The 20973-nt window shown below is 57.7% G+C and carries 22 protein-coding genes and 1 pseudogene; 16 read left to right on the plus strand and 7 right to left on the minus strand.

The features are described 5' to 3' along the window. Positions 1 to 85: 85 nt before the first annotated feature. A complete protein-coding gene (dinG, locus tag JQ845_RS14540) occupies positions 86 to 2230 on the minus strand; it encodes an ATP-dependent DNA helicase DinG (RefSeq protein WP_003443147.1) in 2145 nt (714 codons plus the stop codon). Between the two features lie 98 nt (positions 2231 to 2328). Between dinG and JQ845_RS14545 the strand changes: the two genes are divergently transcribed. Then, complete coding sequence (locus JQ845_RS14545) at positions 2329 to 2793, plus strand: CopD family protein (RefSeq protein WP_003443148.1); 465 nt, start codon at positions 2329 to 2331, stop codon at positions 2791 to 2793. Between the two features lie 64 nt (positions 2794 to 2857). On the opposite strand, the gene JQ845_RS14550 is transcribed toward JQ845_RS14545, so the two are convergent. From JQ845_RS14550 to JQ845_RS14560, 3 genes are all read right to left on the minus strand, one after another. After that, a complete protein-coding gene (locus tag JQ845_RS14550) occupies positions 2858 to 3616 on the minus strand; it encodes a hypothetical protein (protein ID WP_003443149.1) in 759 nt (252 codons plus the stop codon). Further along, positions 3609 to 3887: a DUF1145 domain-containing protein gene (locus tag JQ845_RS14555; RefSeq protein WP_029612262.1), complete on the minus strand. Its 279-nt coding sequence runs from the start codon at positions 3885 to 3887 to the stop codon at positions 3609 to 3611. The genes JQ845_RS14550 and JQ845_RS14555 overlap by 8 nt, the downstream gene beginning before the upstream one ends. Before the next feature lie 177 nt (positions 3888 to 4064). Continuing rightward, positions 4065 to 4757 (minus strand): OmpA family protein, encoded by a 693-nt coding sequence (locus tag JQ845_RS14560; protein WP_010655670.1) that lies wholly within the window; start codon positions 4755 to 4757, stop codon positions 4065 to 4067. Positions 4758 to 4911: 154 nt separating this feature from the next. Here JQ845_RS14560 and JQ845_RS14565 point away from each other — a divergent pair, with 154 nt between their 5' ends. From JQ845_RS14565 to JQ845_RS14610, 10 genes are all read left to right on the plus strand, one after another. Next, entirely contained in the window at positions 4912 to 5409 is a 498-nt protein-coding gene (locus JQ845_RS14565; protein ID WP_003443152.1) for a DUF6231 family protein, read from the plus strand. 4 nt (positions 5410 to 5413) lie between these two features. After that, entirely contained in the window at positions 5414 to 5890 is a 477-nt protein-coding gene (locus JQ845_RS14570; protein WP_003443153.1) for a YchJ family protein, read from the plus strand. A gap of 20 nt (positions 5891 to 5910) precedes the next feature. Next, positions 5911 to 6396: an LEA/WHy family protein gene (locus JQ845_RS14575; RefSeq protein WP_202210319.1), complete on the plus strand. Its 486-nt coding sequence runs from the start codon at positions 5911 to 5913 to the stop codon at positions 6394 to 6396. 7 nt (positions 6397 to 6403) lie between these two features. Next, the gene (locus tag JQ845_RS14580) at positions 6404 to 6619 is read left to right on the plus strand and encodes an SEC-C metal-binding domain-containing protein (RefSeq protein ID WP_003443155.1); all 216 of its coding nucleotides are present in this window, start codon (positions 6404 to 6406) and stop codon (positions 6617 to 6619) included. Positions 6620 to 6849: 230 nt separating this feature from the next. Continuing rightward, positions 6850 to 9312 (plus strand): penicillin acylase family protein, encoded by a 2463-nt coding sequence (locus JQ845_RS14585; protein ID WP_203009175.1) that lies wholly within the window; start codon positions 6850 to 6852, stop codon positions 9310 to 9312. Between the two features lie 299 nt (positions 9313 to 9611). Then, positions 9612 to 10394 (plus strand): transporter substrate-binding domain-containing protein, encoded by a 783-nt coding sequence (locus JQ845_RS14590; RefSeq protein ID WP_003443157.1) that lies wholly within the window; start codon positions 9612 to 9614, stop codon positions 10392 to 10394. 57 nt (positions 10395 to 10451) lie between these two features. Further along, positions 10452 to 11180, plus strand: coding sequence for an ABC transporter permease (locus JQ845_RS14595; protein WP_127196127.1), 729 nt, complete (start codon positions 10452 to 10454; stop codon positions 11178 to 11180). After that, on the plus strand, positions 11177 to 11887 hold the full coding sequence (locus tag JQ845_RS14600; RefSeq protein WP_003443160.1) for an ABC transporter permease: 711 nt from the start codon (positions 11177 to 11179) through the stop codon (positions 11885 to 11887). Before JQ845_RS14595 ends, JQ845_RS14600 begins: the two co-directional genes overlap by 4 nt. Before the next feature lie 9 nt (positions 11888 to 11896). Further along, positions 11897 to 13018: a succinylglutamate desuccinylase/aspartoacylase family protein gene (locus JQ845_RS14605; RefSeq protein ID WP_127196126.1), complete on the plus strand. Its 1122-nt coding sequence runs from the start codon at positions 11897 to 11899 to the stop codon at positions 13016 to 13018. 7 nt (positions 13019 to 13025) lie between these two features. After that, positions 13026 to 13790 (plus strand): ABC transporter ATP-binding protein, encoded by a 765-nt coding sequence (locus tag JQ845_RS14610; protein ID WP_003443162.1) that lies wholly within the window; start codon positions 13026 to 13028, stop codon positions 13788 to 13790. 99 nt (positions 13791 to 13889) lie between these two features. Here the strand turns inward: JQ845_RS14610 and JQ845_RS14615 are convergent, their stop codons facing one another. Then, entirely contained in the window at positions 13890 to 14090 is a 201-nt protein-coding gene (locus tag JQ845_RS14615; protein ID WP_003443163.1) for a hypothetical protein, read from the minus strand. Positions 14091 to 14184: 94 nt separating this feature from the next. Next, on the minus strand, positions 14185 to 14751 hold the full coding sequence (dcd, locus tag JQ845_RS14620; protein ID WP_003443164.1) for a dCTP deaminase: 567 nt from the start codon (positions 14749 to 14751) through the stop codon (positions 14185 to 14187). A gap of 353 nt (positions 14752 to 15104) precedes the next feature. Here dcd and JQ845_RS14625 point away from each other — a divergent pair, with 353 nt between their 5' ends. Further along, entirely contained in the window at positions 15105 to 15314 is a 210-nt protein-coding gene (locus JQ845_RS14625) for a cold-shock protein (RefSeq protein WP_002554837.1), read from the plus strand. A gap of 211 nt (positions 15315 to 15525) precedes the next feature. Here the strand turns inward: JQ845_RS14625 and apbC are convergent, their stop codons facing one another. Next, positions 15526 to 16620: an iron-sulfur cluster carrier protein ApbC gene (gene apbC, locus JQ845_RS14630; protein WP_010655665.1), complete on the minus strand. Its 1095-nt coding sequence runs from the start codon at positions 16618 to 16620 to the stop codon at positions 15526 to 15528. Positions 16621 to 16768: 148 nt separating this feature from the next. Here apbC and metG point away from each other — a divergent pair, with 148 nt between their 5' ends. The 4 genes and pseudogenes from metG (at position 16769) to JQ845_RS14650 (ending at position 20966) form a co-directional block, all read left to right on the plus strand. Then, entirely contained in the window at positions 16769 to 18820 is a 2052-nt protein-coding gene (gene metG, locus JQ845_RS14635) for a methionine--tRNA ligase (protein WP_203009176.1), read from the plus strand. Positions 18821 to 18976: 156 nt separating this feature from the next. Then, positions 18977 to 19987, plus strand: a pseudogene (gene rsxB / locus JQ845_RS14640) (electron transport complex subunit RsxB); the annotation flags it as partial. A 51-nt stretch (positions 19988 to 20038) separates the two neighbouring features. Continuing rightward, entirely contained in the window at positions 20039 to 20677 is a 639-nt protein-coding gene (gene nth / locus JQ845_RS14645; RefSeq protein ID WP_003443169.1) for an endonuclease III, read from the plus strand. A 106-nt stretch (positions 20678 to 20783) separates the two neighbouring features. Next, complete coding sequence (locus JQ845_RS14650) at positions 20784 to 20966, plus strand: PA3496 family putative envelope integrity protein (protein WP_003443171.1); 183 nt, start codon at positions 20784 to 20786, stop codon at positions 20964 to 20966. Positions 20967 to 20973: the final 7 nt, after the last annotated feature.

Below are 20973 nucleotides of genomic sequence, written 5' to 3' on the forward strand. Positions count from 1 at the left end.
GGTTCTCCCAAACGGCCGAAAACAGCCTGTGAGGTGTTGAAGAAACAGCATAGACAGCAAAGCCGGCAAAGACGCCGGCCCGGGCTTAAGAAATTTCGCGACGGAAAGGCGGCAAGGCGTTGAGGATGGCCTTGCCATAGCGCTGGGTGACCAGCCGCCGGTCGAGCAATGTAATGGTGCCGCGGTCCTGTTCGGTACGCAGCAGACGGCCGCAGGCCTGAACCAGTTTGAGCGAAGCATCCGGCACCGAAATCTCCATGAACGGATTACCGCCCCGCGCTTCGATCCACTCGGCCAGCGCCGCTTCCACAGGATCATCAGGCACCGAAAACGGAATTTTGGCGATTACCACGTGCTCGCAATAGGCGCCGGGCAAATCGACCCCTTCGGCAAAACTGGCCAGGCCGAACAGCACGCTCGAGTCCCCGCCATCCACCCGTGCCTTGTGCTTGTTGAGGGTTTCCTGTTTCGACAGGTTGCCCTGGATAAACACCTGCTTGCGCCAGTCGCGCTCCAGACCGTCAAACACGTCCTGCATTTGCTTGCGCGAGGAAAACAGCACCAGCGTACCCCGCGAGCCTTCTACCAGAGCGGGCAAGTCGCGAATGATCGCCGCGGTATGGGCCACGGCATCCCGCGGGTCAGCCTTGAGGTCCGGCACCCGCAGGACACCGGCGTCGGCATGATGAAACGGACTCGGCACCACTGCCGTGACGGCGGCTTTGGGCAGCCCGGCACGCATGCGGAAACGGTCAAAGGTGCCCAGCGCGGTCAGGGTGGCCGATGTGACCAGGGCTCCGTAGGCCACGTTCCACAAGTTGCGACGGAGCATTTCCGCGGCAAGGATGGGGCTAGCATTGACCTCGATATCAAACAGCGAACCACTTTCAGCCAGGGTCATCCAGCGCGCCATGGGCGGGTTGTCCTCGGGGTCTTCGGTGGTAAAAGCGGTCCATAACTCCCAGTTGCCCTGGGCGCGGGACAGCAGGCTGCCAAACAGCGGATACCATTCTTCGGCCTGGTTGCTGGTGATGCCAATATTGACCTCGCCGTCCATGCCGTCCTTGAGAATTTCTGTCAGACGGGTGAACAGGTCGGTCAGACGCGAAAAGCCTTTCTTCAGCTCGATCCCCATTTCACGCATGTGATCGGGGATCACGCCGCCGATAAAGCGATGACGCGGGCGCTCACGACCTTCAGGCTCTTCGCCCACTTTGAAGTCGGCCACCTGCTCACAGGCAGTGAACATGAACTGCTGCTGGGCCTTGATCTCTTTCGCCAGCTCCGGCACCTGCTCCAGCAAACGCCCCAGGTCACCCGGCAGCGGATGCTGGGCAAGCAGTTTGGTGAGATTTTTGGCCGTTTGCTCAAGCCAGTCGGCCGTTGAGCGCAAACGGGTGTAGTGGGCGAAATGGCCGATGGCCTTGTCCGGTAAATGGTGACCTTCGTCGAACACGTACAGCGTGTCACGGGGGTCAGGCAGCACTGCACCGCCGCCCAGCGCAAGATCCGCCAGAACCATGTCGTGGTTGGTGACAATCACGTCCACCTTGCTCATGCCTTCGCGAGCCTTGTAAAAGGCGCACTGGCCGAAGTTGGGGCAATGCCGGTTGGTGCACTGGCTGTGGTCGGTGGTCAGGCGCGCCCAGTCCTGGTCTTCCAGGGCTTGGGGCCAGCTGTCGCGATCACCGTCCCATTTATTGCCGGCAAGCTTCTCGATCATGCTGGTGAACAGCTTCTGACTGGCCTCATCCACTTCGATCTTGAAGCCTTCTTCCTCGAACAGCTGCGCCGTCGCGGTTTGCGCGTGGCCTTCTTGCAGCAGCATGTCGAGTTTGGACAGACACATATAACGCCCGCGGCCTTTGGCCAGCGCAAAGCTGAAATTCAGCCCGCTGTTACGCATAAGGTCGGGGAGGTCTTTATAGACGATCTGCTCTTGCAGGGCCACGGTCGCCGTGGCGATAACCAGACGCTTGCCGGCGGCCTTGGCCGTAGGGATGGCGGCCAGGCTATAGGCGACAGTCTTGCCGGTACCGGTGCCGGCCTCGACGGCGACCACAGCCGGTTCGCCACTGCGGTGGCCTTCTTCATCGGTATCGATATCGCCCAGCACTTTGGCCACTTCGGCGATCATCAAACGCTGGCCGTAGCGTGGTTTGAGGCTCTTGGCTTCGAGAAAACGCGAGTAAGCGCCCTGGATCTGGGATTTTAGTTCGTTACTAATCATGGTTCTTCGGGCGCGAGAAACGCTGGATAAATTTTCAGTGGTTCGAATGGCCGCTATCATACCCCGCTAATTCATCCTGCGCCGCACGGAGTACCCCAATGACCGCCTTTAGCCTCGCCTACAGCCTGCATTTACTGGCCGCCCTGATCTGGGTGGGAGGGATGTTTTTTGCCTGGATGATCCTGCGCCCGGCAGCTGTGACGGCCCTTGAAGGCCCTGTGCGGTTAAAACTGTGGGTAGAAGTGTTTCAACGGTTTTTTGTCTGGGTATGGCTGGCGGTGGTGATTTTGCCGATAAGCGGTGTAGGGCTGCTGCAGATGCGCTTCAGCGGTTTCGAAACCGCCCCGCGTTATGTCCAGATAATGATGGGCTTGTACATTGTGATGGTGGCGCTGTTTATCCGGATTCAGTCTCTGCAACTGCCGGAGTTGCGCAAAGCCGTGCAGGACCAGCAGTGGGCCGCAGGTGCGGCGGTCATGGGCCGGATCAGGCGCCTGGTGGGATGTAACTTGATCGTAGGGCTGGTGCTGGTAGCCATTGCGGCGGCCCGCCCCATGTTTTAAGGGCTGCCCTGCCGGGAGGCCGGGCTTCCCGGCAGGGCTCTAGATCAAAGGTGGCGTATTACCGTTACAAACGCTCAATGGTCACCATGCCGGCGGCTCCGGCATCGCCCGGTTGTCCGGCCAGCCCCGGGCGACCGGATTTTCCGCCGTCGGTACGGTACACAATACAACCCTTGGATTTGCCACCAGCGCCCGCACGCCCGGCTTCGCCCGGCTTGCCCCCTGCCCCGCCATCCACCCGCACGCTGATCAGCTCCGCCGGGTAGTCGCGCGGCAGTTCAACCCGTACCCGTGCACCCGCCGCACCCGCCTGACCATTACCTCCGTCGTCGCCATTGGCCCCGGCACCCGCCGCACCCCAGGTACAACCCGGCGCCTGGCCATTACCACCATCAAGCCCGGAAAAACCCGGCGCTCCCGTGCCGCCACGGGCATCAATGAGCAATTGCGGTGCTTGCAGCGATTCAATCCGTACACTCAGATCCCGTGCCGCTCGGGCAGGCTTTTCAAAGGTGCCCGGAGCCCCTCGGGCATTGATTTGACTGCCTTCGTCAAACTCGGCCCGGCCAACCCGCAGCTCGATGCCAGGCTCGGCAGGCACCAGGGTGATGCGCGCCTCACGCCCAAGGTGCAACTGGTCGATGTCGACCCGGGTGACGCCAGCGGGAATCAGCAGCGTGCCGTAGTCCGCCACTTCGAGTTTTTCCAGCTGCAACACACTGGCGTTACCCGGCAGGCGCATCAGGGAGTTGGCTTGCACCATGACCACGTCGGCATGGGCAAAAGGGCTGCACAAGGCGGCCAACAGACAAAGTTTACGCATGGCTGTCGTCTCGCTTTGAAGAAGTACCAAGGGTTTGCACGTGAAGGATTCCAACCAGAAGGATGTAAAGGCGGTCACGCCAAGGGTGCGGACGGTCCCGCAGACTGCTATTGAACAACAGCAATTCAAGTACATGGGTCAGCAGTAACAGACTGCCAGCCAGATTAATCAGTAAATCGAGCGGGTTGATCAGCGGCTTGTAAATGTTGCTCAGCGCAATCCCCCAGAACAACAGCATCAACACTTTCCCCAGCCCCCTAAGTACCTGCATACCCCTGCCCTTTTATGTTTTTCTTTGAGCGCACATTAACGGCTTGCAGGAGGCCGGCGCCAGTGAACCTTGCAAAAAAACAGCCCGGGGTTGATTGGTCTGATCAAACCCGGGCGCCCTGCGGACCTTGAAGATATCGTTCTGGCTTGAGGCTTTCGCCAGAGCGCCGAGGCCGGTTTAACGAATGATTTTTATCTCGGTACGACGGTTCAGGGCACGGCCCTCCGGTGTTTGATTACTGGCCACCGGATTCGACTCACCGGCGCCGGCCACGGATACGAACTGGCTGCGTGGTATACCGCTGCTGATCAGGTACTCGACCACAGAGTGCGCGCGCTCTTGGGACAGTTTGAGGTTGTAAGCTTCCTTGCCCACGCTGTCGGTATAGCCTGTGACTTTAAGCTGAGCATTGGCCGCGTCTTTTTTCAGCCGCGTCGCAATCACATTGAGTTTTTCCTTGTCGGCGGCGGTCAGTCTGGCCGAATTGAACTCGAAGTGAACATCACGTACCACGATGGTTTCTTCTTTAACTATCACCACCTCTTCAACCACCACAACCGCCACTATCGGGCAGCCTGCGGCATCGACCTTCACCCCTTTCGGAGTGTTCGGACATTGGTCACGGCTGTCCGGAACTCCGTCGCCATCCGCGTCGCCATCGCCGTGCACCCAGCAGTAAGCCGCGGCCATGCCGGCACCGAATACCGCACCGCCGCCCGCCCAGGCGGTACTGTTTATCGCCCCCAGCGCCGCTCCGCCAACGCCACCTACAGCAGCACAGGTAGGCCAGTCGGTTTTTTGCAAACCGGCGCAACCCGTTAATACACTGGTGAGAACAATCAAAGGTACGGCTGTCCTGATGATGCTCATATGGGGTCTCTCCTGGGGGTCGGCATTGGGCCGATGCCCCGAAAGTAAAGACCGCGCCGGGGTTATGCGCCAGCAAAGGCAATGCACGGACAAGTGCCCACTAGGCCCCGGGGCTTCAGCACGCTAGTCTTGGGGCTCTGATTGAGGACTTTCGATGACGTCTGGTATTTCTACCCGTACACCCCAGCAAGCACTGGCGGCGCTGCTTGAGCGTTCTGCGCCACAACGCCTGCTCGTGGTCGGCGCCAGCCAGTTTCCGGCGCTGGCAGCTTTTGCACAGACTCACCCCGAAGTTGTTGTCGCCCACGCGGCCCCCGGGGCTTTACCGGCAGAACTGGCCGCACAGCGCTTTGACCTGGCCCTGGTGATCGACTGTCTGGAACATCTGCCCAAGCGCGAAGGGCTGGAACTACTGGGCGGAATTCGCAACCTGAACGCCAGCCGCATTGCAGTGCTGGCGGATCTGAGTGCCTGTAACTGGAAGGACACCGATTTCTTTTCGCTTGCCCTGCAAAGCAGTGAGCGTTTTCAGCGCGATGAACAGGTACTGACCCTGTTCACTTACGATTTGCGCGAGTACAAACAAGTACCCGACTGGCTGAATGCCAGATTCTGGGCCAATCCGGAAAATTTTGGCAAATATTGGTGGTAAGCCGATGAGTACATCCATTTGCCCTTGTGGCAGCGGCAACTTGCTCGACGCCTGCTGCGGGCACTATCACGCCGGACACCCGGCCCCAAGCGCAGAAACGCTGATGCGTTCGCGTTACAGCGCCTATGTCCTGGGCTTGATTGATTATCTGGTCAGTACCACGCTGCCAATACAGCAGGCCGGCCTCGATTGTCAGTCCATTGGCGACTGGAGCGCGCAAAGCACCTGGCTGGGACTGGAAGTTGAAAGCAGCGAAGTTTTCGGCGGTCAACCCGAACATGCCTTTGTGACCTTTACTGCACGCTGGCACGATGCCAACGGCGAACATAGTCATCGCGAGCAGTCATCATTTGTACAAAGTGCTGGACGCTGGTACTTCATTGATCCCACAGTGCCACTTAAGGTCGGGCGAAATGATGCCTGCCCTTGCGCCAGCGGATTCAAGTTCAAAAAGTGCTGCGCCAGCTATCTGGGCAACTGAGACAAAAGAGGAATTAAGGAATGGATTCTCGGGCTCGAATAACAAGAACAATTGCCCTGATGATGATTCTGGCGCTGTCGGGTTGCGCCTCCTGGTTTGACTCGGGTGAAAAAGACCCGGACGTACATCTGGTGCGCGTAGAGCTGGTCAAGGCCAAAATGCTGGAGCAGCGCTTCAAACTGTACTTTCGGATCGACAACCCCAACGACTCGACGCTGACCGTACGCGGCCTGACCTACAGGATTCAGCTGGACGCCATAAAACTGGCCGAGGGGGAGTACAGCCAGTGGTTCAGCGTCGAGGCAAAAAGCCACGCCGTGCTCGTGGTGCCGGTGCGCACCAACCTGTGGCCGCAGGTGCGCCCGCTGATCAAATTGCTTGAATCTCCTGACCAACCCATCCCCTATCGGCTGGATGGCACATTGGAGACCGGCCTTTTCTACGGTAACGACGTGCACCTGACCCGCAAAGGCGAGATAATCCCTGCCGATTTTATTCCAGAGTGATTGAGTAATGACCCAACAACCCCACGTTCATGGCCCGGACTGCAACCACGATCATGAGCAGCATGATCACGCCCATGACCACCACGACCACGGTCACGTACATGGCCCTCATTGCGGCCACGCGCCCCAAGAGCCCGTGCGCAACGAACTGAAAGACGTTGGCCGCAACGATCCGTGCCCATGCGGCAGCAGCAAAAAATTCAAGAAGTGCCACGGCGCCTGATAGTTTCCAGGCTGCTTGTACACGCCGCACCTGCCTTGGGCACGTGCGGCGTGTTTGTTTGTGGCCCTGCAAAGTTGCCCTGTCCCGGCAAAACTTTCATCCGCAGGTAAAACTGGCCGGGCGCACTGAACACAGCCCCTCTGGAACCCTTTGAGATAGCGCTTGCGCGGCGTCATCGGCCTCACTAACGTAGCGCCTTTCGATGACATTCCCCCCGCAGGAGCTTTGCCATGGCCTCGCCAGCCCTTACACATTTCTTACCCCGGTTCGGCGTTGCCGCGGCAGTGGTCGGCCTGCTGGGCCTGACTGGTTGCCAGATAAACAACCACTCCTCAGAAAGCCTGGTCCCGACCTCCGGTGTACAGCCGCTTAAAGGCCTGGCGCAGAATGTGTCTGTACGCCGTAACAGTCAGGGCATGCCGCTGATCGAAAGCAGCAGCTTTCATGACGCCCTGTTCACCCTTGGTTACGTGCACGCCAGCGACCGTATCAGCCAGATGGTCCGTTTACGCTTGCTGGCCCAGGGCCGGCTGGCTGAGTTGAACGGCGTCGATGCACTGGACAGCGACCGGTTGATGCGCAGCGTTAACCTGAAAAAGAACGCTGGCGAGCTCTATAAAAGCGCTTCGCCACGGCTAAAGAAATTCTTTGAGGTGTACGCCCGCGGGGTCAACGCCTACCTGTTCCGTTATCGCGACAAGCTCCCGGCCGATCTGGCGCAAGCCGGCTATAAAATCGAGTACTGGAAGCCTGAAGATTCAGCGCTGATTTTCAGCCTGCTGAACTTCTCCATGTCGGTCAATTTGCAGGAAGAGCTCAATTCGTTGGTCCTGGCGCAAAAAGCCGGTACCGCCAAGCTGCCCTGGCTGACGCCGACCTACCCCAATGAAGCCCTGGCCACAGGCGAAGCAGACAAACTCAAAGGATTGATCCCGGGCAGCCAGTTGCCTGGATTAAGCGCTGTGACCCAGGCCCTTGAACAAGTCACTCGCTTGAGTCTGCCCGGAGTCACGGCGTCGAGCGACTGGGCGATTGGCCCGCAGCGCAGCCGCAGCGGCAAAAGCCTGCTGGCCAACGACATCCACCAGCCCATCGGTGTGCCTTCGGCCTGGAGCTATGTGCAAATACGCGCACCTAAATATCAGGCCGCAGGTGCTTCCATCGCCGGCTTGCCAACCCTGTTTTCCGGGTTCAACGGCAAGGTAGCCTGGGGCATGAGCATGGCCATGGGTGATAACCAGGATGTATTCCTGGAAAAACTCAAGCGTCAGGGCAACAGCCTGTATTACCTGGCTGACGGCAAATGGCTGCCCGCAACCGTGCGTAACGAGACCTTTTTCGTCAAAGGTCAGCGCCCGATTCGTCAAACCATTTACGAAACGCGCCACGGACCGTTGCTCAACAGTTCCTGGAGCACTGCGGCCGATTTAAACGCCAGCCTGGGCCTGGCGTTACAAACCCCCGACTTGAAGGGCGACAAAACCCTTGATGCCTTTTTCGACCTGTCCCGCGCCCAGGACAGTGAGAAAGCCTCTGATGCCAGCCGCGAGATCCGCGCTGTGGCGCTGAATTTGTTGTACGCAGACGCGAACCACATTGGCTGGCAAGTGACCGGGCTGTACCCCAACCGCCGTGAAGGCCTTGGCCTGTTCCCCTCGCCGGGCTGGGACGGCCGCTACGACTGGGACGGCTACGCCGATCCGATGCTGCATCCCTATGACCAGGACCCGGCACAAGGCTGGCTGGGGACGGCCAACCAGCGCACCGCTGCCTATGGCTACGGCATGCAGCTGTCCAACTCGTGGTTATCCCCGGAGCGCAGCGAGCGCCTTGCGCAGTTGGCCGGCAGTGGCAAACAGGACGCTCGCAGCATGATCGCGATGCAGTACGACCAGACCACCCTGTTCGCTGCCAAATTAAAAACCATGTTTACTGCTCCCGGCATGGCGCAGCCGCTGAAGCAGGCGATCGCCGCCTTGCCTGCGGCTGATCAGGGCAAGGCCCGCGAGGCCCTTGGCCGGTTAATGGCGTTTGACGGCAAACTCGGCCCGGCCTCGGCGGATGCCGCGCTGTACGAACTGTTCTTGCAAGAAAGCACCAGGCAGATCTTCCTGGATGAGCTCGGGCCAGAAACCAGTGCCAGCTGGAAGGCCTTTATCGCCAACGGCGGGCTGTCGTACTCGGCACAGGCCGATCACTTGCTTGGGCGCGAGGACAGCCCGTTCTGGGACGACATTCGCACCCCGCAAAAAGAAGATAAACCAACCATTCTGGCCCGCAGCCTGGCAGCCGCCATCAACGCCGGCGACAGCTTGATGGGCGCTGATCACAAGGCCTGGCAGTGGGGAAAATTGCATTACTACCTGTGGCGCAATGCCGATGGCCAGACTGTGCGTGGCCCCGTTGCGGCTGGCGGCGACCAGAGCACCCTGAATATCGCGGCTTACAACGTTGGCGGAAGCGGCTTCGAGACCACGCTGATCCCGGCCATGCGCATGATCGTCGACTTCGGTCAGATTGAACCGATGATGGGCCAAAACAGCACCGGACAGTCCAGCAACCCCGCCAGTCCACATTACACCGATGGCATCGATCCCTGGCTCAAGGGCCAGTACATCAGCTTCCCGATGCAACCGCAGAACTTCGACAAGGTGTACGGCAAGACCCGCTTGACCCTGGTTCCCGGCAAATAAAACGCTGCAAGCGGTTAATGCCATTGCCGGCTCCCACAGACTGAGTGCCACCGCACAATCCGGTCTGTGGGAGCAAACCTGCCAACTCCCACAAATAAAACTGGCCGCGCACTGTTTGTGTGCGCACGTTTTATCACGCGCTTTTTTCGGGCACTGGCCGTCGCTTGACTGGCCTGCCTCACCCTTTAATCCACCCCCTGTCCCACTGTGGTTCGGAACTTGCTACTTCTGACCTGACGTAGCACTCCAGTAGCAGTCATCACGCGCCACAAGCGCCCATTGGTTTTAGGGATTGAATAATGAAAAAAGCATTTCTGGTCCTCTCTGCACTGACTTTATCCATGGCAGCAGGCACCGCATTGGCCAAAGACTATAAAGAGCTGCGTTTCGGGGTCGATCCGTCTTATGCACCGTTTGAATCCAAGGCCGCCGATGGCAGCCTGGTGGGCTTCGATATCGATCTGGGGAATGCCATCTGCGCCGAGCTGAAAGTGAAATGCAAATGGGTCGAAACCGATTTCGACGGCACCATTCCCGGGCTTAAAGCCAACAAATTCGATGGTGTGATCTCGTCCATGACCGTGACCCCGGCCCGGGAAAAGGTCATCGATTTCTCTAACGAACTGTTCTCCGGCCCAACCGCGCTGGTGTTCAAAAAGGGCGCGGGGCTGGACGCCACACCTGAATCGCTGAAGGGCAAAAAGGTCGGTTATGAGCAAGGCACCATCCAGGAGGCCTATGCCAAGGCAGTGCTGGACAAAGCCGGGGTTACCACTCAGGCCTATGCCAACCAGGATCAAGTGTATGCCGACCTGACTTCAGGCCGTCTGGATGCATCGATCCAGGACATGCTGCAAGCCGAACTGGGCTTTTTGAAAACCCCGCAAGGCGCTGATTACGAAGTCAGCAAGCCCGTGGACAGCGAGTTGCTACCGGCCAAAACTGCGATCGGCCTGAAAAAAGGTAACAAAGATCTACAAGACCTTTTGAACAAAGGTATCAAAGCGTTACACGACGATGGCAGCTACGCCACGATCCAGAAAAAACACTTTGGCGATTTGAATCTGTACAGCGGCAAATAACGCCCTGGCGCCCACACTTGGGTGGGCGCTTTTTTGACTGCCATAGGTTCAATTCAGATGTTTGAAAACCTTTTACAGAACCTTGGGCTTGCGACTTTCAGCCTGCAGGGTTTCGGTCCGCTGCTGCTGCAAGGTACGTGGATGACTCTCAAATTGGCAGTGCTGTCACTGGCAGTGAGCGTACTGCTCGGACTGCTCGGCGCCAGCGCCAAACTCTCCAGCCACAGGCTGCTGCGTGTGCCTGCCCAGCTCTACACCACCCTGATTCGCGGGGTACCTGACCTGGTACTGATGCTGCTGATTTTTTACAGCCTGCAAACCTGGCTCACCAACTTTACGGATGCGATGGACTGGGAATACATCGAAATCAATCCGTTCAGTGCTGGTGTCATAACCCTGGGTTTTATCTACGGCGCTTATTTCACAGAAACCTTTCGCGGCGCGATCCTCTCAGTCCCCCGCGGCCAGATCGAAGCAGCTACCGCCTATGGCCTCAAACGCGGCCAGCGGTTCCGATTTGTGGTTTTCCCGCAGATGATGCGCTTCGCCCTCCCGGGCATTGGCAACAACTGGATGGTGATGCTCAAGGCCACTGCGCTGGTGTCGATCATCGGGCTGGCCGACCTGGTCAAGGCGGCTCAGGATGCGGGCAAAAGTACCTACCAGTTGTTTCTGTTTCTGGTCATCGCCGCACTTATTTATCTGGCGATCACCAGCGCCTCGAACTTTGTTTTACGCCGCCTTGAACGCCACTACGGCGCGGGCGCCCGAGAGGCAGTGCGATGATTGAGTTACTACAAGAGTACTGGCGACCGTTCCTCTACAGCGACGGCTACCACATCACCGGCCTGGCGATGACATTGTGGCTACTGAGCGCATCCCTGGTGATTGGCTTTGTACTGTCTATTCCGCTGTCCGTGGCACGGGTTTCATCCAGACGCTGGGTGCGCTGGCCGGTGCAGTTCTACACCTGGCTGTTTCGTGGCACCCCGCTGTATATCCAGTTGCTTATTTGTTACACCGGGATCTACAGCATCGAGGCAGTCCGTGCTCAGCCCGAACTCAATGCATTCTTTCGGGACGCCATGAACTGCACGATTCTGGCGTTTGCCCTCAATACCTGTGCCTACACCACGGAAATCTTTGCCGGTTCCATTCGCAGCATGGCCCATGGCGAAGTGGAAGCGGCCAAGGCCTATGGTCTGGACGGCTGGAAACTCTATGCCTACATCATTCTGCCTTCGGCCTTGCGCCGCTCATTGCCGTATTACAGCAATGAGGTGATTCTGATGTTGCACTCGACCACCGTGGCCTTTACCGCAACTATCCCCGATGTACTGAAAGTTGCGCGGGACGCAAACTCGGCGACCTTTCTGACGTTCCAGTCCTTCGGGATCGCGGCCATCATCTACTTGTGCGTTACCTTTTTGTTGGTCGGTTTATTCCGCCTGGCGGAGCGCCGCTGGTTAGCCTTTCTCGGCCCTGCACACTAGGATTTTTCCATGCAGCGACATCAAACCCATCCCTTGCTGGCCCCCGTCCCGGGCACCGAACGGCATATTCACAGCTTCCACTACGGCCCCTCGAAGCCACAGGGCAAGGTCTACATTCAGGCCTCGCTGCATGCCGACGAGTTGCCCGGCATGCTGGTGGCCTGGCACCTGAAGCAACATCTGGCAGCCCTGGAAAGTGCTGGCCGGTTGCGCAGCGAAATCGTGCTGGTGCCAGTGGCCAATCCGGCGGGACTGGAGCAAGTCTTGATGGACATTCCGCTGGGCCGGTATGAACTGGAAAGCGGGCAAAATTTCAATCGCAACTTTCTGGATCTAAGTACACAGATCGGTGATGAACTTGAGGGTTTGTTAAACCAGGACCCCTTGTACAACCGGCAACTGATCCGTCGGCACCTGCGTGAAGCCCTGGGGGCACAAACCGCGACAACGCAACTGCAGTCGCAACGGCTGACCCTCCAGACACTGGCCTGCGACGCCGATCTGGTGCTGGACCTGCACTGTGATTTCGAGGCCGTGGCGCACCTGTACACCACGCCCGAGGCCTGGCCACAGGTCGAGCCGCTGGCACGCTATCTCGGCGCCCAGGCCAGCCTGCTGGCGACCGATTCCGGCGGCTTGTCATTCGATGAGTGTTTCACGCTGCTGTGGTGGCAGTTACAACAACGCTTTGGACATGACTTCGCCATGCCACAGGGCAGTGTTTCCGTCACCGTCGAATTGCGCGGCCAGGGCGATGTCAGCCATGCCCTGGCCGAGCAGGACTGCCAGGCGCTGCTCGATTATCTGATCGGGTTTGGCGCCATCGAGGGAACCACCGGAGTGCTTCCCCCGCTGCTCTACCCCGCGACCCCGCTGGCAGGTGTCGAACCCGTCATGACGCCGGCCGGGGGAATTCTGGTGTTTTGTGCCAGCCCCGGAGATTACCTGCAGGCGGGCCAATTGATTGCCGAGGTCATTGACCCTGTCAGCGACCGGCTGACCCCGGTTTATTGCACCACTGCAGGCCTGCTCTATGCCCGCTCATTGCGGCGCATGGCCACCGCCGGGATGGTCATCGCCCATGTTGCCGGGCAGCAAGCCTATCGCAGCGGCTATCTTCTTTCCCCTTGAGGTCAGCATGTTCAAACTTACCGTCGAAGGCCTGCATAAAAAATATGGCACCAACGAAGTGCTCAAGGGCGTGTCACTCAAGGCTAAAACCGGGGATGTCATCTGCCTGATCGGGGCCAGCGGCTCCGGCAAAAGCACCTTTTTGCGCTGCATCAACTTTCTTGAAACCCCCAATGACGGAACCATGACCCTTGATGGTCAGTTGATTCGTATGGTCAGCGACAAACAAGGTATGCGAGTGGCCGATGATGACCAGCTGCAACGCTTGCGCACCCGCCTGGCCATGGTGTTTCAGCACTTCAACCTGTGGAGCCACATGACGGTGCTGGAAAACATCACTCTCGCGCCGCGCCGGGTGCTGGGGGTCAGCAAAAAAGACGCTGAAGAGCGGGCTCACCGCTATCTGGACAAGGTCGGCCTGCCTGCCCGTGTTGCCGATCAATACCCTGCATTTCTGTCCGGCGGCCAGCAACAGCGCGTGGCTATTGCCCGGGCACTGGCGATGGAACCGGAAGTCATGCTGTTCGACGAACCCACTTCGGCGCTGGATCCTGAGCTGGTTGGCGAAGTCTTGCGGGTGATTCAGGGCCTGGCCGAGGAAGGCCGCACCATGATCATGGTGACCCACGAGATGAACTTCGCACGCAAAGTGGCGAGCCAGGTGATGTTCTTGCATCAAGGCCTGGTGGAAGAACAGGGCACACCACAGGAGGTGCTGGATAATCCCAAAAGCGAGCGCTTGCGTCAGTTCCTCAGCGGAAATCTGAAATAGGCCATCCCTTGATTGGCATTCATGCCCTGCCAGCCAGGCTCTGCGCCTGGCCATTGCACGGCAAAGGGCTAGCGGGGGCGCAAGGTAACCTGCGCGCGATCAGGCTACTGGCGCGGGTGGAGGCTCATCCGGAATGGTAGGTACGCCCGGCTCGGTCGGTAGCGGGGTATCAGGGTCAGGCTGACCGGGAATGCCACCTGCCTGCACCTGGGGCTGAGCCAGCAGCGACCAGGCCAGCAAGCCCACCTGGTTAGGCTCAAGACTGGCCAGCTGGGCGCGGATACTCGGATCGATCTTCATAGGGCAACTCCTGAGCGATAAACCGGCCCGCTGGGTGCGTGACCGGAAATACACTCAATAGAGTATCAATTCGCCCAGGAATTCCCTCAGCTCGTCAGGTGCGGGGCAAGGTTACGCCGCGCTGACCCTGATATTTGCCGCCACGGTCCTTGTACGACACTTCACACTCTTCATCCGACTCGAAGAACAGCATCTGCGCCACGCCTTCGTTGGCGTAGATTTTGGCGGGCAGCGTGGTGGTGTTGGAGAACTCCAGCGTGACGTGGCCTTCCCACTCCGGCTCAAGCGGCGTCACGTTAACGATGATCCCGCAACGGGCGTAGGTGCTTTTACCCAGGCAGATGGTCAGCACGTTGCGCGGGATACGGAAGTATTCAACCGTACGGGCAAGGGCAAAGGAGTTCGGCGGAATGATGCACACATCGCTGGTGACATCGACAAAGCTGCCTTCATCGAAGTTCTTTGGATCAACGGTGGCCGAATTGATGTTGGTGAACACCTTGAATTCGTTTGCGCAACGAACGTCGTAGCCATAGCTCGACACACCGTAGGAAATCAGGCGGTTTTCGCCTTCGCCACGCACCTGACGCTCGACGAAAGGTTCGATCATGCCGTGTTCTTGCGCCATGCGGCGAATCCACTTGTCTGGTTTGATGCTCATGGCGGGAGTCCTGAATAGCGAGGTAGAAAAATTCTGTCGGGCATCTTACCGCCCCCCAAGGCCCGGTTCAAAAGTCTGGGACAAAAATATCGAAAATAGCTGCACAACCCCTGAATACAGGCTGCACGGACAACCGCCAGTCACGTTTTTAGAGAAACCTTTGCAAAGACCCTTTGCACGTTCGGCAAAAAGGGTTAAGGTGGCGCCACTGTGCTGCTTGTGTCACTGAGAATCTCTACACGATATGTTGAATTTCGATCCAACCATCTCCAAGAATTTTTCCTGCTCTTTGCACTCAGTCTCGGCCAGGGCTTTTCCTGCGTCGCAGTTTTCTTTGTTCAAGGAGTTACACCATGTCTAATCGCCAAACTGGTACCGTTAAGTGGTTCAACGATGAAAAAGGCTTCGGCTTCATCACTCCACAATCCGGTGACGACCTGTTTGTTCACTTCAAAGCAATCCAATCCGACGGCTTCAAAAGCCTGAAAGAAGGCCAACAGGTTTCTTTCATCGCTACCCGCGGTCAGAAAGGCATGCAAGCTGAGGAAGTTCAAGTTATCTAACTTGTACTGATCCAGTAAAAAACCCCGCCCTTAAAAGCGGGGTTTTTTTATGCCCGCAATAAATGCACCCGGCAACCCTTTGTAATCCCCTGGCTTGCCAGCGATGCAGGGGATGCGGTTCGACTTCAGACCATGTAGATGTAATCGCTGGCGAGCCAGCTCCCACAGTTACTCAGCGCTTGCGCCAAACTGCACCCCCTGCTGCCAACCGTCAGTCGTCGCTGCTGGTGATTGTAGGCATGGCCTGCGAGGCAGCCTCAGACATAACTATGCGCGCCCCGACATGCCGGGCCAGTTCCTGATAGATCAACGCAACAGGGCTGTCCGGATCTGCAATCGCAGTTGGCTTGCCATTATCGGCCTGCTCACGAATCGCCATCGACAGCGGCAGTGACGCAAGCACTTCAACGCCGTACTGAGTGGCCAGCTTCTCGCCACCGCCTTCGCCGAACAGATGCTCGGCATGACCGCAGTTCGAGCAAATGTGCACCGCCATGTTTTCCACAACACCCAGTACCGGGATATTCACCTTGCGGAACATCTCGACACCTTTACGCGCATCCAGCAACGCCAGATCCTGCGGGGTCGTCACTATCACCGAACCGGTCACCGGGACTTTTTGCGCCAGGGTCAGCTGAATATCACCCGTGCCGGGCGGCATATCGATGACCAGATAATCCAGATCATTCCATGCCGTTTGCGTAACCAATTGCAGTAATGCGCCCGACACCATCGGACCGCGCCATACCATTGGCGTGTTGTCGTCGGTCAGAAACGCCATCGACATCACTTCGACACCATGGGCCTCAATCGGCACAAACCACTTCTGATCACGAATTTTCGGACGGGTGCCTTCAGCAATACCAAACATCACCCCCTGGCTCGGACCATAGATATCCGCATCCAGAATCCCCACCCGCGCGCCTTCACGCGCCAGCGCCAGCGCCAGGTTGGCAGCAGTAGTCGACTTGCCTACACCACCTTTCCCGGAAGCCACGGCCACAATGTTTTTCACATTGGCCAGGCCCGGGATCTGAGCCTGAGCCTTATGCGCAGCAATCACGCAGCTGACCTCAACCTTGGCCGAGGACACCCCGTCCATGTTGCTGATAGCCATTTGCAACATTTGCCCCCAGCCACTCTTGAACAGACCGGCGGCATAACCCAGCTCCAGCCGAACGCTGACGTGCTCACCCTGGACTTCAATGTTACGTACGCACCCGGCACTGACCGGATCCTGATTCAAATAAGGGTCGGTGTATTGGCGAAGGACGGCCTCCACCGCTGCGCGATTGACTGCGCTCATGGGCAACTCCCGAAAAAGACTGAGTAAAACAGCCCGCTATCGTACCTACAAAAACACCGTAAACGATCAGATACACGTCGACGGGGTGAAATAAATTGCCCGGCGCTTTATAGTGGCCGACCACCGTCTCATCAAGTAGCCGAGCCCCATGTCCGAGCCACGCAAGATCCTCGTCACCAGCGCCCTGCCCTATGCCAATGGTTCAATTCACCTTGGCCATATGCTTGAGTACATCCAGACCGATATGTGGGTGCGCTTCCAGAAGCATCGCGGCAATCAATGCACTTACGTCTGCGCAGACGACGCCCACGGCTCGGCAATCATGTTGCGCGCCGAGAAAGAAGGCATCACGCCAGAACAACTGATCGCCAACGTCCAGGCTGAACACAGCGCCGACTTTTCCGAGTTCCTCGTCGATTTCGATAACTTCCATTCGACCCACTCCGAAGAGAACCGTGAGCTGTCGAGTGCGATTTACATCAAGTTGCGCGAAGCAGGGCATATCGCCACCCGCTCAATCACCCAGTATTTCGACCCGGAAAAGAAAATGTTCCTGGCCGACCGCTTCATCAAGGGCACTTGCCCTAAATGCGGCACGGATGATCAGTACGGCGACAACTGCGAAAAATGTGGTGCGACCTATGCACCAACCGACCTGAAAAATCCAAAGTCAGCGATCTCGGGGGCAACCCCGGTACTCAAGGACTCCCAGCACTTCTTCTTCAAGCTGCCAGACTTCGACGCCATGCTCAAAAGCTGGACCCGAAGCGGCGCACTGCAAGATGCAGTCGCAAACAAAATCGCCGAATGGCTGGATGCAGGACTGCAGCAGTGGGACATTTCCCGTGATGCGCCCTACTTCGGGTTCGAGATTCCGGACGAGCCGGGCAAGTACTTCTATGTCTGGCTGGATGCGCCAATCGGCTACATGGCCAGCTTCAAGAACCTGTGTGCTCGCCGTCCGGAACTGGACTTCGATGCGTACTGGGCCAAGGACTCCACCACCGAGCTTTATCATTTCATCGGCAAGGACATCGTGAATTTCCACGCCCTGTTCTGGCCTGCCATGCTCGAAGGCGCTGGCTATCGCAAGCCGACAGCGATCAACGTCCATGGCTACCTGACCGTCAACGGTCAGAAAATGTCCAAATCCCGCGGCACCTTCATCAAGGCCCGTACTTACCTTGATCACCTGTCGCCGGAATACCTGCGCTACTACTACGCATCCAAACTGGGCCGTGGCGTCGATGACCTTGACCTGAACCTGGAAGACTTCGTACAGAAGGTCAACTCGGATCTGGTGGGTAAAGTTGTGAACATTGCCAGCCGTTGCGCAGGCTTCATTCACAAGGGTAACGCTGGGGTAATGGTCGAGGGCAATGCGGCTCCCGAGCTCACCGATGCGTTCCTGAGTGCGGCACCGAGCATTGCCGAGGCTTATGAAGCCCGCGACTTCGCTCGTGCCATGCGTGAAATCATGGGCCTGGCCGATCGGGCCAACGCCTGGATTGCCGAGAAAGCGCCATGGGCAATGGCCAAACAGGAGGGCAAGCAGGACGAAGTTCAAGCGGTCTGCGCATTGGGCATCAACCTGTTCCGTCAACTGGTGATCTTCCTCAAGCCGGTTCTGCCAGTGCTTGCCGCTGACGCCGAAGCCTTTCTGAACGTTGCACCTCTGACCTGGGCAGATCACAGCACCCTGCTGGCCAACCATCAGCTCAATGCGTTCAAACCGCTGATGACGCGCATCGATCCGGTAAAAGTACAAGCCATGAGTGATGCATCTAAAGAAGACCTGGTTGCCAGCCAGACAGATACCGGCACAGCCGCCCCTCAAGGCAACGGCGAACTGGTAAAAGAACCGCTTGCAGCCGAGATCGACTTCGATGCTTTTGCCGCGGTGGATCTGCGGGTAGCCCTGATCCTCAAGGCCGAAGCGGTTGAAGGCGCAGACAAACTGCTGCGCCTGACCCTGGATATCGGCGACGAACAACGCAATGTGTTCTCGGGGATCAAAAGCGCTTATCCGAACCCGGCTGAACTTGAAGGTCGCCTGACCATGATGATTGCCAACCTGAAACCGCGAAAAATGCGCTTCGGGATGTCTGAAGGCATGGTGATGGCTGCCGGCCCCGGCGGTGAAGAAATTTACCTGCTTAGCCCGGACAGCGGCGCCAAGCCAGGCCAGCGCATCAAGTAACATGTCCTCCCCATCCGCTAACGGCCAACTAGCCGTTAGCGGATGTTGATCCCTAGCCGCCCTTCTTGTCTTGCCGGATAATCAGCGCCGCTCGTTTAACCGCCTCACACCCTCTTATTCACTGCGCATGATGAGTGTCGCCCGGGTGCGGCCCGCCGTCGCTGGACTGATCACACCATGAGCCTGATTCAACGTATTGATGCCTTATTGCCGCAAACCCAGTGCGGAAAATGCGGCCACCCCGGCTGCAAACCCTATGCGCAAGGTATTGCCCAGGGCGAGCCCATCAATAAATGCCCGCCCGGCGGGACCGAGACCATCGCCGCACTGGCTGATTTGCTTGCCATTCCCGTGGTGGCCCTGGACACCGGGCGTGGTACCGCACCGGCACAGGTAGCCTACATTCGCGAAGCTGAGTGTATCGGCTGTACCAAGTGCATCCAGGCCTGCCCTGTCGACGCGATCCTCGGCGCAGCCAAGCTCATGCACACTGTAATCATTGATGAATGCACCGGTTGCGACCTCTGTGTTGCGCCCTGCCCTGTCGATTGCATAGAGATGCGCCCTCTGCCGGCCAATGTAATCCCGATTGTTGCCGGACTTGCCCACGAGCCCGAACAGTACAAGGCTCGTCACCAAAAGCGCGATCACGCACGCAGCCGCTTTGAGCGACGTACCGAACGCCTGCTCCGTGAGGAGCAACACAAACAGGCAGAACGCCTGGCACGCGCCCAGCGTTCGTCAGCCGTCGACGGCACCGGGCAACTCAAAGAGCCGACAACCGGGTCTTCCAGTGCCGACGAAATGGCGCTGAAAAAAGCCAAGGTCACACTGGCAATGGCACGCGCGCAGTTAAACAAATCGCTTAAAGCCTTTGGTCATCCTCCTACTGCACAACAGCAATCCCAGCTGGTGCTCCTGCAACAACAATTTGAGGCAGCCGAACAGGCACTGGCGCAATTTGAACCTGCCCCAGAAGCCTCAATTAGCGCACCGGCCATAAACAACGCGGAACTTAAACGTGCAAAAATCCAGCTCGCCATGCGCCGGGCAGAACTTAAAAAAGCCATCACCCAAGAACAGCCCAGTGCGCAACTGGCGCTTTTGAATGACGCGGTTACACAGGCAGAATTGGCAATCGGCGCTTTGGAGTCACCCAAAGCCTGATGGATTTTAGCCATGAAATAACTGACCGCTCTCCAGGAATTGTGTTTACCCATGAACGCCGCAAAGCGCCTTGAAATATTTCGCCGGTTTCACGAAGACAATCCCGAGCCCAAAACCGAACTGGCCTACACGTCTCCCTTCGAATTATTGATTGCCGTTATCTTGTCTGCGCAAGCCACCGACGTAAGCGTGAACAAGGCAATGGCCAAATTGTTTCCAGTCGCAAATACCCCAGAAGCCATCTACGCTCTGGGAGTGGAAGGGCTGTCGCAGTACATCAAAACCATCGGCCTGTATAACAGCAAGGCCAAGAACGTTATCGAAACCTGTCGTTTACTGATTGAACGGCATGCCGGCCAGGTTCCACAAACCCGCGAGGAGCTTGAAGCGCTTCCCGGTGTAGGTCGTAAAACAGCAAACGTCGTGCTTAACACCGCCTTCAGACAGCTGACCATGGCCGTAGATACCCATATTTTCAGGGTCAGTAACCGAACCGGTATTGCACCAGGCAAAAATGTGGTCGAGGTTGAAAAGCAATTAATGAAATTCGTACCCAAGCCTTATCTGCTCGACGCCCACCACTGGCTCATCCTGCATGGTCGTTACGTTTGCCAGGCGCGCAAGCCGCGCTGCGGGAGCTGCCGCATAGAAGACCTGTGTGAATTCAAGCAAAAGACCTCTGACGATTGAGCGATAGAGCGTTTATGTGCTGATCGATTGAGAAAATCTTTTTTACCCGCGCAGCGATTATCGCTATAAGGGGCGCCATTGAATGTCTTAGCCTGGAGTGAACTGAATGAGCACTGGCAAAGAACAACTGGAAGTGGAAGAAGATTTTCCTGTCTCAGATCCGGAAGAGATAGTGGAACCTGTGGTTGAGGTAGCTAAAACCAATTTGGCCAAACGCCGGACGATTGATGCGCTTTTAGCTGAAAAGCGCCTGAAAAAAGAGCTGGAAGATTATCCTTACGATCTTTGACTTTTAG

Source organism: Pseudomonas paraversuta (assembly GCF_904063065.1).
Classification (GTDB): Bacteria; Pseudomonadota; Gammaproteobacteria; order Pseudomonadales; family Pseudomonadaceae; genus Aquipseudomonas; species Aquipseudomonas paraversuta.